At 65.6% G+C, this 19,662-nt stretch carries 22 protein-coding genes and 1 tRNA gene; 9 read left to right on the top strand and 14 right to left on the bottom strand.

Translation table 11 applies throughout. The features are described from left to right. Positions 1–109 precede the first annotated feature (109 nt). Both BM282_RS19065 and pepF read left to right on the top strand, forming a co-directional pair. Positions 110–265 (top strand): DUF7563 family protein, encoded by a 156-nt coding sequence (locus BM282_RS19065; protein ID WP_449271686.1) that lies wholly within the window; start codon positions 110–112, stop codon positions 263–265. A gap of 530 nt (positions 266–795) precedes the next feature. Continuing rightward, a complete protein-coding gene (gene pepF, locus BM282_RS08825; protein WP_089879577.1) occupies positions 796–2,595 on the top strand; it encodes an oligoendopeptidase F in 1,800 nt (599 codons plus the stop codon). 24 nt (positions 2,596–2,619) lie between these two features. Here pepF and BM282_RS08820 read toward each other — a convergent pair whose 3' ends face one another. The 5 genes from BM282_RS08820 to BM282_RS08800 all read right to left on the bottom strand — a co-directional run bounded on the left by BM282_RS08820 (position 2,620) and on the right by BM282_RS08800 (position 5,621). After that, positions 2,620–3,411 carry a hypothetical protein gene (locus BM282_RS08820; protein WP_089879574.1) on the bottom strand — a complete coding sequence of 264 codons (792 nt, stop codon included), beginning with the start codon at positions 3,409–3,411 and terminating at the stop codon, positions 2,620–2,622. A gap of 6 nt (positions 3,412–3,417) precedes the next feature. Then, positions 3,418–4,158 (bottom strand): hypothetical protein, encoded by a 741-nt coding sequence (locus BM282_RS08815; protein WP_089879571.1) that lies wholly within the window; start codon positions 4,156–4,158, stop codon positions 3,418–3,420. Further along, positions 4,155–4,481, bottom strand: coding sequence for a hypothetical protein (locus tag BM282_RS08810; RefSeq protein WP_089879567.1), 327 nt, complete (start codon positions 4,479–4,481; stop codon positions 4,155–4,157). The genes BM282_RS08815 and BM282_RS08810 overlap by 4 nt, the downstream gene beginning before the upstream one ends. After that, positions 4,478–5,245, bottom strand: a complete 768-nt coding sequence (locus tag BM282_RS08805; RefSeq protein WP_089879565.1) for a hypothetical protein — start codon at positions 5,243–5,245, stop codon at positions 4,478–4,480. The genes BM282_RS08810 and BM282_RS08805 overlap by 4 nt, the downstream gene beginning before the upstream one ends. Before the next feature lie 302 nt (positions 5,246–5,547). Beyond that, positions 5,548–5,621 (bottom strand) — tRNA-Lys (locus BM282_RS08800). An 80-nt stretch (positions 5,622–5,701) separates the two neighbouring features. On the opposite strand from BM282_RS08800, the gene BM282_RS08795 reads away from it, so the two are divergent. Then, the gene (locus BM282_RS08795; protein ID WP_089879562.1) at positions 5,702–6,970 is read left to right on the top strand and encodes a M20/M25/M40 family metallo-hydrolase; all 1,269 of its coding nucleotides are present in this window, start codon (positions 5,702–5,704) and stop codon (positions 6,968–6,970) included. On the opposite strand, the gene BM282_RS08790 is transcribed toward BM282_RS08795, so the two are convergent. Together BM282_RS08790 and BM282_RS18495 are read right to left on the bottom strand one after the other, a co-directional pair. Next, entirely contained in the window at positions 6,955–7,698 is a 744-nt protein-coding gene (locus BM282_RS08790; RefSeq protein WP_245758331.1) for a DUF7119 family protein, read from the bottom strand. The genes BM282_RS08795 and BM282_RS08790 overlap by 16 nt on opposite strands. A gap of 120 nt (positions 7,699–7,818) precedes the next feature. Next, the gene (locus tag BM282_RS18495; RefSeq protein WP_175501455.1) at positions 7,819–7,986 is read right to left on the bottom strand and encodes a hypothetical protein; all 168 of its coding nucleotides are present in this window, start codon (positions 7,984–7,986) and stop codon (positions 7,819–7,821) included. A gap of 312 nt (positions 7,987–8,298) precedes the next feature. Here BM282_RS18495 and BM282_RS08785 point away from each other — a divergent pair, with 312 nt between their 5' ends. The 3 genes from BM282_RS08785 to BM282_RS08775 all read left to right on the top strand — a co-directional run bounded on the left by BM282_RS08785 (position 8,299) and on the right by BM282_RS08775 (position 10,819). Then, complete coding sequence (locus BM282_RS08785; RefSeq protein WP_089879559.1) at positions 8,299–8,610, top strand: hypothetical protein; 312 nt, start codon at positions 8,299–8,301, stop codon at positions 8,608–8,610. 91 nt (positions 8,611–8,701) lie between these two features. Then, positions 8,702–10,447 carry a nitrite/sulfite reductase gene (locus BM282_RS08780; RefSeq protein WP_089879555.1) on the top strand — a complete coding sequence of 582 codons (1,746 nt, stop codon included), beginning with the start codon at positions 8,702–8,704 and terminating at the stop codon, positions 10,445–10,447. Positions 10,448–10,513: 66 nt separating this feature from the next. Then, on the top strand, positions 10,514–10,819 hold the full coding sequence (locus tag BM282_RS08775) for a DUF6360 family protein (protein ID WP_089879552.1): 306 nt from the start codon (positions 10,514–10,516) through the stop codon (positions 10,817–10,819). Between the two features lie 303 nt (positions 10,820–11,122). Here the strand turns inward: BM282_RS08775 and BM282_RS08770 are convergent, their stop codons facing one another. Then, positions 11,123–11,539 (bottom strand): hypothetical protein, encoded by a 417-nt coding sequence (locus BM282_RS08770; RefSeq protein ID WP_089879549.1) that lies wholly within the window; start codon positions 11,537–11,539, stop codon positions 11,123–11,125. A 140-nt stretch (positions 11,540–11,679) separates the two neighbouring features. Here BM282_RS08770 and BM282_RS08765 point away from each other — a divergent pair, with 140 nt between their 5' ends. After that, positions 11,680–12,420 (top strand): DUF4396 domain-containing protein, encoded by a 741-nt coding sequence (locus BM282_RS08765; protein ID WP_089879546.1) that lies wholly within the window; start codon positions 11,680–11,682, stop codon positions 12,418–12,420. A gap of 6 nt (positions 12,421–12,426) precedes the next feature. On the opposite strand, the gene BM282_RS08760 is transcribed toward BM282_RS08765, so the two are convergent. The 5 genes from BM282_RS08760 to BM282_RS08740 form a co-directional block, all read right to left on the bottom strand. Continuing rightward, the gene (locus BM282_RS08760; RefSeq protein WP_089879543.1) at positions 12,427–13,080 is read right to left on the bottom strand and encodes a class I SAM-dependent methyltransferase; all 654 of its coding nucleotides are present in this window, start codon (positions 13,078–13,080) and stop codon (positions 12,427–12,429) included. A 150-nt stretch (positions 13,081–13,230) separates the two neighbouring features. Then, complete coding sequence (locus BM282_RS18490; protein ID WP_175501453.1) at positions 13,231–13,371, bottom strand: hypothetical protein; 141 nt, start codon at positions 13,369–13,371, stop codon at positions 13,231–13,233. Positions 13,372–13,472: 101 nt separating this feature from the next. Further along, positions 13,473–14,699 (bottom strand): MFS transporter, encoded by a 1,227-nt coding sequence (locus tag BM282_RS08750; RefSeq protein ID WP_342712574.1) that lies wholly within the window; start codon positions 14,697–14,699, stop codon positions 13,473–13,475. Positions 14,700–14,771: 72 nt separating this feature from the next. Continuing rightward, positions 14,772–14,969 (bottom strand): heavy-metal-associated domain-containing protein, encoded by a 198-nt coding sequence (locus BM282_RS08745; RefSeq protein ID WP_089881067.1) that lies wholly within the window; start codon positions 14,967–14,969, stop codon positions 14,772–14,774. Between the two features lie 115 nt (positions 14,970–15,084). Further along, complete coding sequence (locus tag BM282_RS08740) at positions 15,085–16,287, bottom strand: PKD domain-containing protein (RefSeq protein ID WP_089879537.1); 1,203 nt, start codon at positions 16,285–16,287, stop codon at positions 15,085–15,087. Between the two features lie 244 nt (positions 16,288–16,531). On the opposite strand from BM282_RS08740, the gene BM282_RS08735 reads away from it, so the two are divergent. Further along, complete coding sequence (locus BM282_RS08735; RefSeq protein WP_089879535.1) at positions 16,532–17,125, top strand: AsnC family transcriptional regulator; 594 nt, start codon at positions 16,532–16,534, stop codon at positions 17,123–17,125. 90 nt (positions 17,126–17,215) lie between these two features. Here BM282_RS08735 and BM282_RS08730 read toward each other — a convergent pair whose 3' ends face one another. Further along, the gene (locus tag BM282_RS08730; protein WP_089879532.1) at positions 17,216–17,878 is read right to left on the bottom strand and encodes an archaellin/type IV pilin N-terminal domain-containing protein; all 663 of its coding nucleotides are present in this window, start codon (positions 17,876–17,878) and stop codon (positions 17,216–17,218) included. A 547-nt stretch (positions 17,879–18,425) separates the two neighbouring features. On the opposite strand from BM282_RS08730, the gene glpK reads away from it, so the two are divergent. After that, positions 18,426–19,662, top strand: a 1,237-nt coding sequence (glpK, locus tag BM282_RS08725) for a glycerol kinase GlpK (protein ID WP_089881064.1), incomplete at its 3' end; no start/stop codon positions are given.

Below are 19,662 nucleotides of genomic sequence, written 5' to 3'. Positions count from 1 at the left end.
GGAGACGGCGGACGACGCCGGGAATCGGACAGTCGCGCTCGGCGAGACGTACATCTCGTTACGCGTTTGGCCCTAAATTTTATGCTTAGAAAGGGTGAAAAACAGGTCGATGCCGAAGTGTGAAAACTGCAGTTCGTTCGTGACCACGGAGTACGTACGCGTATTCGCTCCCGAAGGAATGGACAACCCACGTGTGTGCCCGAGTTGCGAAGACAAAGTCAGAGACGGTGGTGGCGTACGGGACGCCCGCGCGACGAGACACTGACCGGCCTGCCCCCCTCCGCCTCACCCCGAACCGCGACCGCTTCTTCTGAACGACGTCGACGGAGACCGAAAGCGACGGCGTTCGATGTCGTCGTCCATCATCGTTCTTCACGAACCCAAACCACTTAGGCAGCACTGATACGTCCCTCGCACCGGTACCAGTAAGTGCGGCACGGGCGAGTCGACGTTCGTGTCCCGCATGGACCGACGTTTCGTCGGTGCACGCGAACGACCGCCCTCGTCAGGCGGAGTTCGCGGGTAGGCACCCCCACCATCCACCCCCACCCACCCACCCCACCCACGCCCTGCTCCCCCGAAGCCGAGTAGTGCGGTGCCGTCCCCCCCACCGCGGCACCGGCTACCGGCCTACTGCCGTCCCTCCTCACCCCCCTCACCCCCCTTCGAAGCTCACACCCAGTAGCGACTGGTGCGGAGAGATACCAGCGGAGTCGCGGACGGCGACGCCACGACGACCGATAGACACGGCGACAATTGGCAAGGCTTACCACGACACCGCGGTTCTCACGAGGTATGAGTTCGGTTCCCGAACGGAGCGACATCGACACCGAGTACAAGTGGGATTTGGCGAGCATCTACGCCAGCGACGACGACTGGGAGGAGGCGTTCGAGGACGTCCAATCGCGCCTGTCGGATATCGCCGCCTACGAGGGGCGAGTGACCGAAGACGCCGAGACGCTTTTCGAACTCCTCCGACTCGAAGAGGCGGTCATGCGCGAGGTGTCGAAGGTGGCCAACTACGCCAGCCTCCGGAGCGCAGAGGACACCCGGAACCAGGAGTACCAAGCGCTACAGGCGAAAGCCGAGTCGCTGGCCTCCGAGGCGCAGTCGACGGCGAGTTTCGTCGAACCGGAACTGCAGGAACTCTCCGAAGAGGAGGTGGCGTCGTTCGTCGAGGCCGAACCCGAACTGGCGGAGTACGAACACTACTTCGACGACGTGCTTCGGATGAAACCGCACACCCGTTCCGCAGAGGTCGAAGAACTCCTCGCGGAGTTGAGCGAAGTCGCCGGTGCCCCGAGCGACATCTACGGCATGCTCTCGAACGCCGATATGACGTTCCCCACCGTGGAGAACCCCGAGGGCGAGTCCGTCGAAATCTCGCAGGGAAACTTCACGAAGCTTCAGAAGCACCCGAACCGCGAGTTCCGCCGCGAGGTGTACGAACAGTTCTACGACGAGTGGGGCGACGTGCGCAACACCGTCGGCACCGCGCTGAAGAACAGCGTCAAGAAGGACGTGAAGTACGCGAACGCGCGGAACTACGACACGGCCCGCGAAGCCGCACTCGACGGCCCGAACGTCCCCGTCGACGTCTACGACAACCTCGTCGAAACCGTCCGCGACAACCTCGACTACCTCCACCGGCACACGGAACTGAAGCGCGAAGCCCTCGGCGTCGAAGAGGTGGAGATGTGGGACCTCTACATGTCGCTGACGGGTGAGGAAGGGCCGGAGGTCACCTACGAGGAGGCGAAAGAGTACATCGTCGACGCCGTCGCCCCCCTCGGCGAGGAGTACCAAGCGCAGGTCGAAGCCGGACTCGAAGACCGCTGGGTCGACGTGTACGAGAACAGAGGCAAGCGCTCCGGGGCGTTTTCCTCGGGGACGTACGACACCCAGCCGTTCATCCTGATGAACTATCAGGACGACATCGCCTCGATGTTCACCTTGGCCCACGAACTCGGCCACTCGCTGCACTCGGAGTTGGCGAAGGACGAACAGCCGTGGCAGTACGCCGACTACACCATCTTCGTCGCGGAAGTCGCTTCGACGGTGAACGAGACGCTCCTCACGCAGTACCTCTTGGAGAACGTCGAGGACGACGAGTTCCGGACCCACGTGCTCGACGAGTACCTCGAACGGTTCCGGTCGACGCTCTACCGCCAGACGATGTTCGCCGACTTCGAACACCAGATGCACACCATCAGCGAGGACGGCGGCGCACTCACGCCGGACCGCCTCGACGCGCTGTACGGCGACCTGAAACAGGAGTTCTACGCGCCGGCGAACGTGGACGACCGAATCGCCCGCGAGTGGATGCGTATCCCCCACTTCTACTACAACTACTACGTCTACCAGTACTCGACGGGCATCTCCGCCGCCGTCGCCATCGTCGAGCGAATTCTGAACGAGGGAGAAGACGCCGCGGCGGACTACCGCGACGCACTCGCCCTCGGCGGGTCGGAGTATCCCATCGACGTGCTCGAAACCGCGGGCGTCGACATGTCCTCGCCGGAACCCATCGAGTCCGCGCTCTCTGTGTACGGCGAGTACTTAGACGAGGTTGCGGCGTTGCTGGACCTGGAATAAGCGACGACGGCGCGGTCGGTGGCCCTACTTCCGCCCGCGAATCGAAGAGAACCGCGTCGACTTGCCCATGTCCGACCGGGAACCGGGGACCGTCGACAACCGGCCGCCCGACCCCGCAGTCGATTGGCGCGGCCGTTCGTCGTCCGCGTCGGCGGCCGGTTCGTCGTCCGCTCCGTCGTCGCTCTCGGCCGCATCCGCGTCGGCGGACGCCGAGTCGTCTTCGAGGAACTGTCGCAGGCGGCCGAGGTGGTCCTGCAGTTCGAGGAGTTCGTCGTCTCCGTCGCCGGCGTCGTCGCCGGTTTCGTCTACGTCGTCGCCGGTTTCGTCTACGTCGTCGCCGGTTTCGTCAGCGCCGTCTTCCGTCCCCTCTGACTCCGCCGCCGACTCGTCCTCGCCGAAGCCACCGAGACGGCCGAGATACTCTTTCAGTTGGTCGAACCCGCCGCTCTCCGCCTCGTCGGCGACGGCGTCGTCCAACCGAGCGACGCGTTCGGTCTCGTCGAGTTCGTCCCACGCGTCGCCCAAGTCGGCCAGTTGGAGGAGCGTCCGCAACCGGACGATAGCCTCCGGGTCGGCGTCGCGGATGACGGTCGGGAGGTCCGTCGGCGACGCGTCGTCGGGGACGTCGTCGAACCCGGCGACCGAGAGGAGTTCCGACAGCGACGCCTCGGAGACGGCCGTCGCGACTCGTTCCGTCGACTCGCGCAGTTCGTCCGCCCCGTCGTCGGGAAGCGACTCACCGTCGACGTCGGCCTGCACTCGCTCGGCCGTCGTCCGCGCGTCCTCGAACGCCGCCGAGAGGTCGGTGTCCGTCATCGGTCGTTACGCTCCGTCGTCGGAGTCGTCGCTCTCTTCGTCGCCGTTCGCGCTCTCCTCGCCGTCGTCGGCCGTCTCGTTGGCCTCTGCCTCGGCGTCGAACTCCTCGACGATGGCGTCTATCATCTCGTCCCGCGAGAGGTTCGCCTTCACGCCCGACTCCTTGGCGATGGACTGCAGTTTCGAGTAGTCCATCATCTCCAACAGGTCGCGGTACGTCTCCTTTCGGAGTTCGTCCATCTCGGTGGATTCGAGCGCCTCGGCGGCCTCGCTCGCGTTCTCGGAGACGGCGTCGGACGCGTCTTCCGCGGCGTCAGATGCGGCGTCTGCGGCGTCCGCGGCGGCGTCCGTCGCCTCGTCGCTCGCCTCCGATGCGGCGTCCGCGGCGGCCTGCTGTTTCTCTTCGAGTCGGTCGACGAAGCCCCGAAGCGCGTCGCCGATAGGCTCTTTGAACTCGGGCTTGGCCAGCGTCCGACCGACGGCGACGAGAAGCGACTTCCCGAAGCGAGCGGCCAGCGACGGGTCGTCGTCGTTCCAGAACGACAGTTTCGACAGGAGCCACCGAACCACGTTCCCCCCGACGAGTCGGCCGAGCGCTTCGCCGAGCGTCTCGCCGACGGACCGGCCCAGCGACTCGCCGTCTAGCTCGTCCGCGACGTCGCCGTCACCGGTCACGACCGACCCGACGTCTATCTCGTCGACGACGTCGTTCGCCACGTCTCTGGCGAGGTTCGGCGAGTCGCTCACGACTCCTCACCTCCGCCGTCGCCGCCGGAGTTGCCGGCCGCGTCGTCGCCGTCGTCCGACGCCTCGTCGCCGTCTTCCGACGCGTCGCCCTCCCCGTCGTCATCGCCGTCACCGCCCCCGCCGTCCGAGAGAAGTGGCGTCAGCACCGTCGCGCCGAGGACGCCGCCGACCCACCCACCGAGGTGGCGGCCGGCGAACGCGCCGACCGTCTCGCCGAACGACGACTCGTCGTCGAACTCGTCGGCCAACGGCGTGTCGGCGAACGCTGCCGCGAAGTCGACGTTCTCGAACGCGCCCGCAATCGAGGTGCTGTCGTCGCTCATGACTCCGACCCGGACCCCGACTCGGAACCGTCGTCGGAGTCGTCGAACATCTGGTCGATCAGTTCCTTCAGGACCGAGGTGAGAATCTCCTGCATCGGGACGTCTTCGAGAGCGCTACTCAGCGACTCTTTCGCCGAGTCGGCCGCGGCGGCGAGTCGTCCCTCGCCGTCGCCCTCTTCACCCTCTTCGTCGTCGCCGCCGCCGAGGAGTCCGTCCTCGTCCTCGTCGCCCGTCAGACCCTCGAACAGACTCCCACCGAGGAAATCCATTAGCATTCCGCCGTCGCCGGACCCGAGCAGTCCTGAGACGCCGTCGAGGAGGTTGCCGAGGAGACGACCCGGACCGCTCACCGCGGACACGTCGAGTTCGACCTCGTCGAGGTCGACTTCGAGACCGAGGACGTCGAGGAACAACCCTTCGAGGTCCAAGAAGAGCACCGTCGTCCCCTCGTCCTCCGACGCTTCCTCGCCCGCTTCGTCCTCGTGGTCTTCGTCGGCTTCGTCCGAGGCGTCCGCGGCACCGTCCGCCTCCGCCGAGGCCTCCTCGTCCTCGCCGTCGGCCGACTCCGAGTCGTCCCCGTTGCCTGATTCGTCGGACTCCGAGTCGCTCGTCGACTCCTCGCCGCCGTCGGTGGCCTCGCCCGAACTCTCCGACTCCTCTTCTCCACCGTCGGTTCGGAGGAGACGCTCGTCCGGCGTCTGCATCGTCTGTAGCGGAGTCGAGTCCTCGCGACTGTCGTCTGTGCGGGTGGAAGCGTCGCTCATGTTGCTCTGTAGGCGCTTCTCTCGGCCCGCATTAATCTATTCTGGCAGTCGAAGCCTGAGAGTCTCTAATTCTGGTGTTTCAGAGATTGTTTGTGATTCGGATTCTCCTCATTTTTGTACGCCGGTCAAGAAATCATAAGGCCAATCCTCCCGCGTCGACGCGTCCCGACACGTCGCCGTCGCTGTCGCTCGCGGGTCTGAAAACGGGCCGGAAGGGACTTGAACCACGGTCGCTTCGCTCCCTGATTCAACTCCTTCGGCGTAGTGACGACACCGCTCGCTGTCGCTCGCGGGTCTGAAAACGGGCCGGAAGGGACTTGAACCCTCGACCGTCTGGTTAAAAGCCAGACGCTCTGCCAAACTGAGCTACCGGCCCTCGAACGTTCATAACTGGTGGGTAGTGATAAGCGTTTACTCTCGCGTAGGCTCTTGTACCCCCCCGCCGTCGGTCGAACTATGTCAGAGACACCGAGCGAAACGCCCCTCGGCGTGTTCACCGACAGATTCCTCCGATTCGACACGACGGACGGGAACGAAGCCGACGCGCAGGCGTGGCTTCGGGACCGGTTCGAATCGTTCGGCTTCGACGTCTACGAGTGGACCGCCGACGCCGACAGACTCGCCTCGCATCCATCGTTCCCGGACGACCCAGAAGAGATAGCCGTCGCCGACAGGCCGAGCGTCGCGGGCGTCGCGGAGTTCGGCGACCCCGACGCGGGGCCGACGCTCGTCCTGAACGGCCACACCGACGTGGTTCCCGCCGACAGGGAGAACTGGTCGTCGGACCCGTTCGAACCGGTCTGGGACGACGGCGAACTCACCGCCCGCGGCGCGGTGGACATGAAGGCGGCCGTCGGCGCGTGCGTGTTCGCCGTACAGGACCTGCGCGAACGCGCGGACGCGGGCGAGGTCGACCTCGACGGGCGCGTCGTCGTCGAGAGCGTCGTCGGCGAGGAGGAGGGCGGCGTCGGCGCGGCGGCCGCCGCGTTGGACAACCCCTACCCGTTCGAACGAGACGCCGCAATCGTCGCCGAACCGACCGAGCTGCGCTGCGTGACGGCGACGGAAGGAACGGTGATGAAGCGTCTCGAAATCCGCGGCCGGGCGGCGCACGCGGCGTCGCGGTGGAAGGGCGAGGACGTACTGCCGCACTTCGAGCGAATCCGACAGGCGTTCTTCGAGTTGGAGACCGAACGCGGCGAGTCGGTGTCGCACCCCCTGTACGAGGAGTACCCCATCCCGTGGCCCATCTGCGTCGGCATCGTCCGCGCCGGGTCGTGGTCCTCGTCGGTGGCCGGGACGCTCACCGCCGAGTGGCGCTTCGGCGTCGCGCCCGGCGAGACGGTGGACGAAGTCGAGGCGGCGTACGAGGAGCGTCTCGCGGAGGTGGTCGCAGAGAGCGAGTGGCTCTCGGAGCACCCGCCGTCGTTCGACCGGTTCACCGTGCAGTTCGAGTCGGCCGAGATAGACACCGACGAACCGGTGGTTCGGTCGCTCCAAGCGGCGATGGCGGAGACGGGACACGACGACACCGACCCCGTGGGGGCGACGTACGGCGCCGACTCGCGGCACTACGTGGCCGCCGGGATTCCGACCGTGCTGTACGGACCCGGCTCTATCGACCAGGCGCACTTCCCGAACGAGACCATCCGGTGGGAGGAGGTGGAGACGGCGCGAGAGACGTACGTCGACGCGGCGACGCGGTTCCTTCAGTCCTCGAAGTAGGCGTCCAGTGCCTCGTCGACGACGTCGCCGGGAGGCCGGTTCTCGACGGAGGCCCGGCGACGGAGTTCCCGGTACTGGTGGTGTGACAACGAGAGGTCGAGTCGACCGAGTGTGACGTCGCGTTCGGCGAGTGCCTCCGCGACGGGTCGGCCGTCGTTCACCTCGCTCGCGACGCGGCGCACCTCTCTGACGGTCAGGTCGCCGTCCAAGACCGCCCACGCGAGGTCGAATCGGTCCGGGCCGGAGACCCGGGCGATGTGCTTTGCGGCCGTGGGCGCGATGCGTCCGCGGGCGACGTGTCGGCGGACGGCCTGCGGGAGGTCGTGGACGCGCGCCCACTTGCGGATGAAGGAGACGGAGACGTCGCCGCCGGCGCGCTCGGCGGCTTCCTTGTACGACCCGACGCCGCGAACGAGCGCGGCGCACGCCGCGGCACCGCGGAGCATGTAGACGTTGTCCTCGGAGCCGACGGTGTTCTCGGAGAACGCGCGGACCGTCTCGGCCGCGCGGGCGACGCTCTCGGGGTCGTCCGGGTCGAACCCGACGGCCTCGCGGGCGCGTTCGCCGGTGACGGCGGGGTCGGCGCGGACTACTGGCTCACCGACCGGTTCCACGCGGTCGGCGGCGAACGAACCCCGTCGGCGACCGCCGTCCGAACGGTGGTCCGACGAAGCCACGCGCTCATCGTCGACGTGGTCGGCGTCGGATACCGGGTCGTCCTCCGTCATTCGTGTCGGAGGGTAACAGACGAGGAGACAAAAGCGTCTCCCTGCGCCGTGCGGTCTGCGAGCGAGGGGGAGAGCGCAGTCTGTCGGCGCGGAGAACGAAGCGTCGCGTCCGGCACGCGACTACTCCTCTCGGCTCTCGGAGAGATGCTCCCAGATTTCGGTACAGCCCGCGCCGTCGTCCAGCGACTGGAGGTGGTCGTCGACGGCGTCGGCGTCGTCGTCTTCGTGGGATTCGGTTGGTTCGTCGGTCGTCGTCTGTCGCGTGGTCTCGCGTTCGCCGGGGCTCATTCGTCTCTGTGGGCGTCGGGGATGTACAGTTCGGGCGCGACGTCCGCCGAGACGTGTTGTCTGTGACCCTGGCGTCGGGGAGTCGTATCGGTCATCGGATACACCCACGGACGCCCGGCGGATAAGGGACGCTGCAGGTGTAATTCGCTCCTCCACTCCGGGGTACCAGAACCGATTTCCGGTATCTTCGACGCGGAATTTTCGAACAATCGGGGGACGGCACCGGATTCGAGAGACGAGGCGGCGTCACCGACAGTGTCGCGGTTTGCTCGCGCCGCCAGAGTGGGGTAGCGGGGCGTCCTAGGGAGACGTATGACAGTTGCTCTCCGCATCCTCGACGACGGCGCGTGGGTGTCCGTCAACGACGACCGGAAAGTGAGCGTGAGCGAACTCTGGCGCTTTCCGGACCCGGAATTCTGCGGATGCGACCTGACCGACATGGTCGTCGAGGGCTTCGTCGAAGTGGGTGTCGACGGGCGGACGATAGAGGTGCGAGCGTACGGGCAGTGCATCGCGTGCGGGGCGTCGGCGACGACGAAATGGCTCCCCGTCGGACGCGTCGTCGACGGGTCGTTCCACGATATCGACCGCGAGAGCGTTCTCACACCGACGGTTCGGGAATAACCGGCAACAACATCCGCTACACGGAAGCACCGGGAAGGGTTGACGGCAGACGGCGTTCTTTGAAGATGGGCGTGCAGTTCGAAGTAAGACCATGCCCACGGACGTAGAGCGGTGGAAGTCAGCGGTGTACGGGAACGAGATTCGCGAACATCTGTTCGAGTTCGCCGAAGAAGGATGGGAGAGCATCCCGGAGGACGAACACGACGCCTGGTTCGAGCGCTTCAAGTGGTGGGGGCTGTACCACCAGCGGAACGGCCAGGAGTCGTACTTCATGATGCGCATCGGGACGCCGAACGGCGTGCTCGAACCGGGGCAACTCCGCGTCGTCGGCGAGATAGCCGACGAGTTCGCGCGCGGACCGGGGACCAACCCCATCTTCGGCGACGCCTACGCCGACTGGACGACGCGGCAGTCCATCCAACTGCACTGGATTCGCCTCGAAGACGTCCCGGCCATCTTCGAGAAACTGGAGGAGAACGGGATGTCCACCCAACAGGCCTGCGGTGACTCCTGGCGGAACATCGTCGGCAACCCCGTCGCCGGGAAGGACGCCCAGGAAGTCGTCGACGCGTGGCCCGTCATCCGCGAACTGAACGAGACGTTCAAAGGCGACGACGACCACTCGAACCTCCCGCGCAAGTGGAAGGTGTCGGTCACCGGGTCGGCGGACGGGTCCGGGCAGGGCGACATCAACGACCTCGCGTTCGAACCGGCGTACAAGGACGTCGACGGCGACGAACAGGTCGGCTTCAACGTCCGCGTCGGCGGCGGCCTCGCCCGCAACGAGGAGCGATTCGCCCGCGACATCGACGTCTGGGTCGCCCCCGAGAACGTCTCCGCCGTCGCCGGCGGTCTCTCCGCACTGTTCCGCGACTACGGCGACCGCGAGAACCGCTACAACGCCCGCATCAAGTTCCTCGTCGACGAGTGGGGTCCCGAGAAGGTCCGGAACGTTCTCCAAGACGAGTACGTCGACTTCGAGATGCACACCGCGGGCCGCGACGTGCGCGAGGAGTACACGTACAACACCGGCAAAGGCGACAGAAACGACCTCATCGGCGTCCACGAGCAGAAGGACGGCAACTACTTCGTCGGCCTGAACGTCCTCGTCGGCCGCATGGGTGCCGAGGACGTCCTCGAACTCGCGGACTTGGCGGACGAGTACGGGAGCGGCGAGGTGCGTCTCTCGCAGCGACAGAACGTCATCGTCACCGACGTGCCCGAAGAGAACCTCGACGACTTCCTCGCGGAAGACCTGTTGGACGACTACTCGCCCGACCCGTCGCCGTTCATGCGTGGGTCCGTCGCCTGCACGGGAACCGAGTTCTGCTCGCTCTCCATCGTGGAGACGAAGAACCGGCAGGTCCGGTTCGCGCGGTGGCTGAAACAGAACGTCGAACTCCCCGAGGACGTCGACCAGTTCCACATCCACCTCTCCGGGTGCACGGCCTCGTGCGCACAGCCACAGATAGCCGACGTGAGCCTCCGGGGCATGAAGACGCGGAAGGACGGCGAACCCGTCGAGGCCCTCGACGTCGGCCTCGGGGGCGGCCTCGGCGACGAACCGCAGTTCGCTCGCTGGGTCACCCAACGCGTCCCCGTCGACGAGGTGCCCGGCGCGATTCGGAACCTCGTCGGCCGCTTCGCGGAGAACCGCGAGGGCGAGGAGTCGTTCCGCGAGTTCGTCGCCCGACACGACGACGAGGAACTCGACGCGTTCGTCGAACCCGAGGAGACGGACTACGACGACCCGATGATGCACAACACGAAGATGACGTGGTACCCCTACGCCGAGGACGACTCGATGGACGCGAGTCCGTCGCCCGCCGACGACTGAGACGCGGTCGTCACCCCTTCTGTCACGGGCGTCACGCACATGGCCGAGCGACGGTAAGAGAGAGATATGCCCAACAGACTGCTCCGCGTGAACGCGTACACGACGTTCGACATGCTCGACGCAGAGGCGGTCGGACACGACTTCACCGAGGAGGCGTTCGCCGTCCTCAACGTCACCGCGCCGCGGAAGAACCCCGACCACGTCCGACTCGAACTCGAACTCGACAACGGCCAACTCGAACACCTGCCGCCGCACGCGGACAAAGTAACGCTCTCGGCCGAGGAAGCGCGCACCCTCGCCGACGAGTTAGTATCGTACGCGGAGAACGTCGAAGCGGCACAGAGCGACGCGGCGAACGGCGACGACGAGTAGCGACTCCCGGGAGAGACGGCACCGCCGAGCGACACCGTCGCTGACGGTGACTCAGTGTCCGAAAGCGCCCACACCCGAAACGGTCGGGCTGCGAGCGCAGGAAAGTGCCGCGTCGAAAGTCGCGACGGAAGGTGGGGGGGTGGGTGGGGAGTTCCGGGGGGATGGAACACCGCCGCGAATGGTGGGTGCCATCTTCGACGCGCGACCTTTTCTACGGACTCGACGTACATATAACCAACACAAACGTGTCTTGTATCCCTACATTCACAAAAGAATGTAATTAACGTGAGAGAAGAATCTACGTCACTCGTCCCACCCGGCGCGTTCGCGCCACCGGGCCTGCTGTCGTCGTTCGGTAACGTGGTCGACGCCGTCGGCGAGGTCCTCTCTGACGTCCGATTCGAGGTCGGTGGCGTCGGCGAGGAGTCCGTCTCGGAACGCGTCGACCAGTTCGTACGTCCAGGCGTCGTCGATGGCACCCGACGGGAGGAGGTGGTCGCGGAGTCGGTTCGCCCACGCCTCGTGCCCGGCCTCGCGGAGGGCCGTCTCGGCGTCGTTCATCTGGTCCATCGCGTGACCGATTTCGTGGTGAAATCGGAGAAGGTCGCCGTACGCCTGATAGACGTGTTCGACGGCGAGTTGGAGGTTGTGAAGCGCGTCGAGTTCCTCGTCGGTCAGGTCGACGTCCGGGCGCGACGGCGTCGGATGGTCGTCGTCCATACGGAATACCTCGTTTCGTCGTGACATACCGTTGTCGGCGGCGTCTCGACCCGCGTGTCGAGCGACGGCTTCGTTCCCGGGGTACTCGCACTGCGGCGGCCAACGAGTCTTTGGTCCTCCCGTTCGGACTGCCTGTCGACATGCTCGACCAGTTCGTGCGAAGCGTAGAGCAAGCGTTCGAACCGGCCCGAGAGCTACTGGTGCCGATACTGTCCGACCCGGCGGTGCTGACCGGGTGGGCGGTTCTCGTCGCCGTCACGCTGGGCGTCCTCTGGTGGGACCTCTGGAACCGCAACGAGGAACTCGGGTCGCTGATGAAGGCCGTCTGGACGCTCGTCGTCCTCTACTCCGGGCCGTTCGGCCTCGCGGTGTACTGGTACACCGGCCGGACGCAGATACCGCACGACTCCATCTGGCGACGCGGATTCCGGTCGACCGCCCACTGTTACTCCGGATGCGGGGCGGGCGAGGTGACCGGGTTCGTTCTCATGATTGGTGTCCTCGCCGTCGAGAGTACGCTCCTGACGGCGGCGGCCACGTTCTCGCTCGCGTACCTCTTCGGGTTCGCGCTCACCGTCGGACCGCTAATGCAGGACGGCGTCGGCTTCTCGGAAGCCGTGATGGACGCGCTCTACAGCGAGACGCCGAGTATCACCATCATGGAGATAGCCGCCATCGGAACCGACCTGCTCCTCGCCGGCGGCGCGAAAATCACCGAACCGCTGTTCTGGGGCGGTCTCGCGTTCTCCCTGTCGGTCGGGTTCCTCGCGGCGTACCCGGTGAACGTCGGCCTCATCGTCGCGGGCGTCAAAGAGGGAATGAGTAACCCCGCGGAGATGGGTGACGACACCGACGCGTCGAACGCGCAGGGCGCAGACTGACTCCCCTCAGGACTTCGTCGCCGTCGCCACGTACAGCGTCCCGCCGTTGTACTCGGTGACGGAACACGACGCGAACGCGTCGTCCAGTGCGCCGACCACGTCCGCGTCGGGGTGCCAGTTGGTCGCGAACTCCGACAGCGGCGTGAAAAGCGGATTGAGTCGGTCCCAGGGCGCGTCCTGAATCGGTCGCGTGTCCACGACGACGAACCGCCCACCCGGGCGAAGCGCGTCGTGAACGGCGCGAACCACGCGTTCGGCGTCCGGCATCGCGGTGAGCGAGAGCGTCGCGTAGGCGGCATCGAACGGCGCGTTCGGGCCACCGACCGGCACGCGAGCGGCGTCCGCGCGGACGACGTGGACGTTCTGCCACCCGTTCTCGGCGATTCGCGTGCGCGCGCGTCGGCACATCCCCTCGCTGTCGTCGACGCCGACGACGGCTCCCGCGGGGCCGACGTCCTCGCGGAGCGCCGGGAAGTTGACGCCGGGACCGCACCCCACGTCGAGGACGGCGTCGCCCGGCGAGAGCGCGAGCGAAGCCACGCCCCGGGCGCGCGCGGCGTCGCCCTTCCCGAACAGGAGCAGTCGCGAGAGGACGCCGAACAGGCGCTGATGGTCGCTCCACCAGTCGTAGACGCGTCGGCCACGCTTCTCGCGAGTCACGGTCCCTCTCCGTCGGGCGCGTCGTAAAAGGCGTCGGTGACGGCCGTCTCGGCTATAGTAGCGTTTGCAAGTCATCACTCACTCGACCGTACGACGGCGTGCGGCCGGGTGAGTAGACAGTTGCAGACGCTACTATAGTTCTCAGACTCGCTATCGGTAGCCCTGCACGATTTCGAACCCGAGGAGACCGACAGCTGCTCCGACTCCGGCGGCGACGCCGAGGGCGACGCCACCGCCAACGCTGCCCTCGCGGACGAATCCGATTACGCTCGCGAACAGCGCCGTGACCACCGTGTAACGTGCTATTCTCCGAAGTGGAAGCGTTCCGAGACCGGTCACGGTACGGGAGCCACGGGCGGCCGACGGGTAGTCGCTTCGACCGAGAGCGAGAGTCACGCTTCCGTCGTCGACTCGGCCGGAGTCCGAAGCGGCGACTCCCAGAGGAGGACGAGCGCCGACCCGACGACGAGGACGCCGCCGGCGAGGGCGAGTGCGAGACTCGGCGAGGCAGCGTCTGAGACCGCGCCACCGGCGAGTTGAAACGGTATCACGGTGAGACCACCGGCCATCGCCATCGCGCTCAACACCGTCGCGCGGCCGAGCGTCTCGATGCGGTCGTTGACGTACTGCCCGGCGAGCGAGCGCGTCGGTTCGACGACGACGCGCGTGAGAAAGAGCACGGGGACCAAGAGCGCGGGTGTGACGGAGGCGGTGGCGAGGCCGCCGCCGACGACGAAGGGAAGCGCGAGGAACCACCGGCGCACCCCGACGACCTCGCGTATCCGTTCGAGGCGGTAGCTCACGGCCGCAGACAGGAGGTTCGACAGCGCGTAGAACCCGCCGAGGAGCGTCTCGACGCGGAACGGGAGGGCGTAGTCGGAGACGACGGACTCGAACACCGGTTGCAGGAAGATGAACACGAGGTACGAGACGGCGGAGAACAGGACGTAGTAGTAGACGACGAACGCCCGAAGCGTCGGACGCGAGAGCACCTCGCGAGTGATTCGGAGCGACTCGCGGACGCCGAGCGTCTGTCTGGACGCGTACTCGTCGGGGTCCGACAGCGTGAGGAGGACGGCGACGCCGAGGGCGGTGACGGCGGCGGCGACGAAGAACGGGTACGCGAGGTTCACCGCGCCGAGGTAGCCCCCGAGGAGCGACGCACCGACGCCGACGACGAGGGCGACGGACTGTCCGCGTCCGCGGACGTGCGTGAACGCTCCCTCGGAGGCGGCGTCGCCGAGCGTCTCGTACACCCACGCGTCTTCGGTTCCCGAGCGGAACGCGTAGCCGAGCGACCAGCAGGCGTAGAGGACGGCGAACGCCGGGAACGACGCCGCGAGACCCAACCCGACGAGCGTGAACGTGATGAGCGTCGTCCCGAGGAGGAGGCTGTTCCGCCGCCCGACCCTGTCTCCGAGATACCCCGTCGGCACTTCCCCCAAGACGGTCGTGACGTTGTAGATGGCCTCCAACAGCGCGATTTGAACGAACGAGAGGCCCGACGAGTAGAAGTACAGATACATCACGGGGCGGTAGAACTCCACCGCCGTCGTCGCCTTGTAGACGTAGTACTTCAGGACGCTTCGCGTCCGGGCGGAGTCGACGGACCGTGACACGGTCCGACGGTGGCAGACTCCACGTATCTACGCTTCGTTAGTACGTCGCGAGAAAATCGTAATACTGGACGACTACGCCGAGGCGTCGTAGCCGGCCTCTTCGACGGCGGAGACGAGTTCGGCCGCGTCGGCGTCGCCTTCGACGGTGACCGAGGACGACTCGTGGTCCGCGGAGGCGGATTCGACGCCGGAGACGCCCGAGAGCGCGTCTTCGACGGTCTGTTCGCAGTGTCCACAGCTCATCCCTTCGACGGTGAGTGTCTGACCCATACGCATCGTTTGTGGTTCCAGTCTTATGCTCCTTTCTCTTGTGAAACCACAGTCCGACCGGTCAGAGAACCGAAGAAACGAAAGTGAGTCGGGTTCGCGGGGTGGCCGACGACGGTCAGTCCGCGAACTGGTTGTTGTAGCGGCGTTCGACTTCGAGTCGCGCGTCGCGGGTCAGGTCCGAGAGTTCGGAGCGGTAGAGGCTGTTGGCCCACTGCTCGCGGGTGCGTATCTTCGACGTCTCGCGGGACTCCCACGGTTGTCGGTCGTACAGTTCGGTGATCTGACCGGCGGACTCGTTGCTGAGTTCGTCGAAGTCGTGGTCCCACTTGGCCTGCGAAATCTCGTCTTTCGAGATGGCCCCGCCGGTGTCGCCGAACTGGGCGTCGAACGTCGATTGGACGTCCACGCGGGCGTCGAATTCGAGGTTCTCGAACTCCGTGCCGTACTCGCTCCGTGCGAGTTCGTCGCGAGTCTGGACGCTCTCGGGGTCCCAGTCGCCCTCGGAGTGGCGGAAGTGAATCTCGTAGACGGTGGCCGCTTCGGCGGCGTTCAGGCTCTCGTAGTCGGAGCCGAATTTCGCCTGCGCGATGTCTTCTTTCGTCGTGCCGGAGTTCGCGGCGTCGTCGTCGGTCGACGAGTCACCGTCGTTCGCGGTGTCGCCGTCGTCGGACGAGTCGTCGCTATCCGTCGAGTCGCCCTCGTCGGTCGAGTTGTTCTCGTCCGTGGGCGTCTCCGTCTTCTTCGCGGTGTCGCTGGACGTCTTGGGCAGACGGACGGTGATGGTCACCGTGTCCGTCGCCGTCGCACCGTCGGCGTCGGTGACGGTGACGGCGAAGGTGAGGTTGGTCCGTTCTCTCACGTCGGGTGCGAGGAAGTTCGGTGTCGCCGTGTCGGACTCGGCCAGGTCGACCGACGGGCCCGCGACCTGCGACCATCGGTACGTCAGGTCGCCGTCGGAGTCGGCGTCGGCCGACTGCGAGGCGTCGAGCGTCACGCGGACCCACTCGCGGACGGTCCGGTTCTCACCGGCGTCGGCCGTCGGGGGGTCGTTCGCTCGCTCGACGGAGGAGTCGTCGTCGGACTCCTCGGTCGACGTCTCTTCGGACGACGAGTCCGTCTCTGCGGACGTCTGCGTCGGTTGTTCGGTCTGTTGGCTCGACTGCGGTGTCGGCGTCGACTGCTCGACCGCCGCGGCCTCGTCGGCCGCCGCGGGGGAGACGTCTTCTCCACCGGACTGGTCGGTAAAGAGGACGGCACCACCCGCGGCGGCGACGACGGCGACGACGGCGACGAGCGCGACTGTCAGTTGGCGATTCATTATGATTTCCGTGACCTCTACGAATACGAGGACGTTCGACCGGTTTCGTTATAGACCACCGAAGAACGACGGTAGCAGTCGTGTAACTGACGGTTCGTAGATTCACTCGAACACGAGCGAGAAGCGACGAACGGCGACTCGAATCCGACGGGCCTTCGAAAGAAAAGTTTCCGCGAGTACAGACGGCATAATACACTGGTAATCGAGGCCAAACGCTATGTGGAACAAAACGGACTAGTCTCGTATGCGCGAGTTGGACGAGACGGACGTACAGATACTCGAACTCCTCACCGAAGACGCGAGACGGCCGTTCAGCGACATCGCAGAACGAGTCGGACTCTCGCCGCCCGCCGTCTCCGACCGGGTGGATAAACTCAAAGAATCGGGCGTGATACAGCGGTTCACCGTCGAGATAGACCGCTCACAACTCCGCTCCGGCGTCCCCGTCCTCGTCCGCCTCGACGTCTCCGCGACGGAGACGGCGGCGATTCGAGACGCACTTCGCGCATCCGACGCCGTCGAACACGTGTTCGTCACCGTCGAGGGCGACGTGGTCTTCTCCGCGCGACTCCGGGCGGACGACGTCCGCGGCCACTTGGGTGACGTCGTCGACCTCACGCGCGTCGCCGACTACGAGGTGACACTCGTCTCGGAGACGGAGTGGACACCCAGCGTCGGCGGGACGGAGTTCGCACTCACCTGCGCGGAGTGCGGAAACACCGTGACGAGCGAAGGCGAGTCCGAGCGAATCGGCGACAAACAGTACCACTTCTGCTGTTCGTCCTGTGCGTCTCGGTTCCGCGAGCAGTACGAACGACTCAGCGCCGGAAGCGAGTGAGGACGGAGTCGCGTCAAGCCCGAACGCGGAGCGTTGCGCGACGGTCCGGAGAGAAGAGAGAGGAGACGACGTAGTGCCGGCGCAAACGGGTCAGAGAGGGACGTACGTCGCGTTGCCGGTGTAATCCGGTACGGTGAGGTACGTGGCGGACGTACTCCCCGTCGCGACGGTGAGTTCGGCCGTGGCGCGGTCACCCGGACGAAGCGTGACCAGGTTCGTCGGGTCGGAGTCTTGGCTCTCGATCTGCGAGACGTTCAGATAGAGGATGAACTCCTCGCCGCGTTCGAGAATGTGGTCGCCGTCGCCGATACTCTCGCTGGCGTTGAACGTGGTGTGTGCGTCGCTGGCCGTGGAGGGTGCAGTAGGCGTCTCTCCCGCGAACGTGAGCGTCGTCCCGGCCTCGTCGCCGACCCACTTGACGGTCAGTCGAGACACGTTGATGTCGCCCGCGGCGGGACGGGGCCGGACCCAGAGGCGAATGGTGTCGACGGTACCGTTCTCGACGTCGTTATCCACCTCGGGAGTGATGTGTGCGGCCGCCGTGACGACTTCCACGCCGTTGACGACTCTGTCCATGCTCTCTTTGCCGACGTTCTCGGCCGTCGCTTGAAGCGATGCGGCCGTGTTGATGAGGACGCCCGCGGCGACCGCAGAGACCAGAACCATCGCGATGAACACGATGAGCGTACCGATACCAACCTGTCCGCGACTCCCCCTCTCCTCGGACGACTCCCCGCCACAGACCAAGTCCATATCGCAACAGTAGACATTCATTCATCATTACTCTAGGGTTCTCAGTATCAATAACGATATTGAAAGGGGTGCGGTGGAAGAGGAAGCCGCGGAAGCGGAGAGAATCCGGCCGCAGAGCGGGTCGAACGACCGTCGAGTTGGTTCGTACCGACGGGTACCGTGCCCCGGGTGGGGCCGAACGGTGGCACGCGAGCGAGACTCTGTCGTCCGAGGTTCGCGACAGTACGGGACCGATAGCGGGAATCGGCGCCGCCGTCGACCGTTCGGTTTTTTCTACCAGTACCGATACCCAATCGATGAATATCAGACGTGTACGCCGTTCGTGATAGTCACGTAACAGGACGTGAACTCGAACGGCGGACGCGAGAAGTCGGCGTTCGTGTCGCGAACTCCGGATTCACCCGCCACCACACCCGTTCTCCAGAGGAACTGGTCCCCCGAGTGGTGTGAGACCACCTGCCTCAGACAGAAAGATTTATCATGAACATATGATATTCTTATTCAGAGCGCGGCACCGAGAGTAAAGTTGTGCCGTGACTGATCCACAATGAGCCAAGACACATACGTCGGTGCTATCGACCAAGGCACCACCGGAACCCGTTTCATGGTCTTCGACCACGACGGGCGAGTCGTCGCCAACGCGTACCGAAAACACGAACAGATCTACCCCGAACCCGGCTGGGTCGAACACGACCCCGAAGAGATTTGGGAGAACACCGAGGCCGTCATCCTCGACGCTCTCGACGAAGCCGACCTCGACGCAGAGCAACTCGAGGCTATCGGCATCACCAACCAGCGCGAAACCACCCTCATCTGGGACCGCGAAACCGGCAAACCAATCGCCAACGCCATCGTCTGGCAGGACCGGCGCACCACCGACCGCATCGAGAAACTCCAAGACGAAGGCAAAGAAGAGTGGGTCCGTGAGAAAACCGGTCTCGAGCCCGACGCGTACTTCTCCGCGACCAAAGCAGAGTGGCTCCTCGACAACACCGACCAGATCAAACTCGCGCGCATGCGTCCCGACGACGTCCGTGACCGCGCCGAGGACGGCGAGTTGATGATGGGTACCATCGACTCGTGGGTCATCTACAACCTCACCGGCAACCACATCACCGACGTCACCAACGCCTCCCGAACCATGTTGTTCAACATCCACGACATGGACTGGGACGACGAACTCTTAGACGAGTTCAACGTCCCCGAGGCGCTTCTCCCCGAAGTCCGACCCTCGTCGGACGAGGACACCTACGGCTCGACCGACGCCGACGGCTTCCTCGGCGCCGAAATCCCCGTCGCCGGCGCACTCGGCGACCAACAGGCCGCTCTGTTCGGCCAGACCTGCTTCGACGCCGGCGACGCCAAGAACACCTACGGTACGGGGTCGTTCATGCTCATGAACACCGGCGACGAAGCCGTCATGAGCGAGAACGGCCTCCTGACGACGGTGGGCTTCCAGCGCTCCGGCGAACCCGTCCAGTACGCCCTCGAAGGCTCCATCTTCATCACCGGCGCCGCTATCGAGTGGCTCGAAGATATGACCCTCATCGAGGACGCCGCCGAGACAGAGGAACTCGCCCGCTCGGTCGACTCCACCGACGGCGTCTACTTCGTCCCCGCCTTCGCCGGCCTCGGCGCGCCTCACTGGGACCAGCGCGCACGCGGCACCATCGTCGGCATGACACGCGGCACCCGACGCGAGCACGTCGTCCGCGCGACGCTCGAATCCATCGCGTTCCAGACCCGCGACGTCGCCGAAGCCATGCAGGAAGACAGCGATATCG

Source organism: Halogeometricum limi (genome assembly GCF_900115785.1).
Lineage (GTDB): Archaea > Halobacteriota > Halobacteria > Halobacteriales > Haloferacaceae > Halogeometricum > Halogeometricum limi.
The sequence above is the reverse complement of the archived record's forward strand: the minus strand, read 5'-3'. Positions and strand labels throughout refer to the sequence as shown.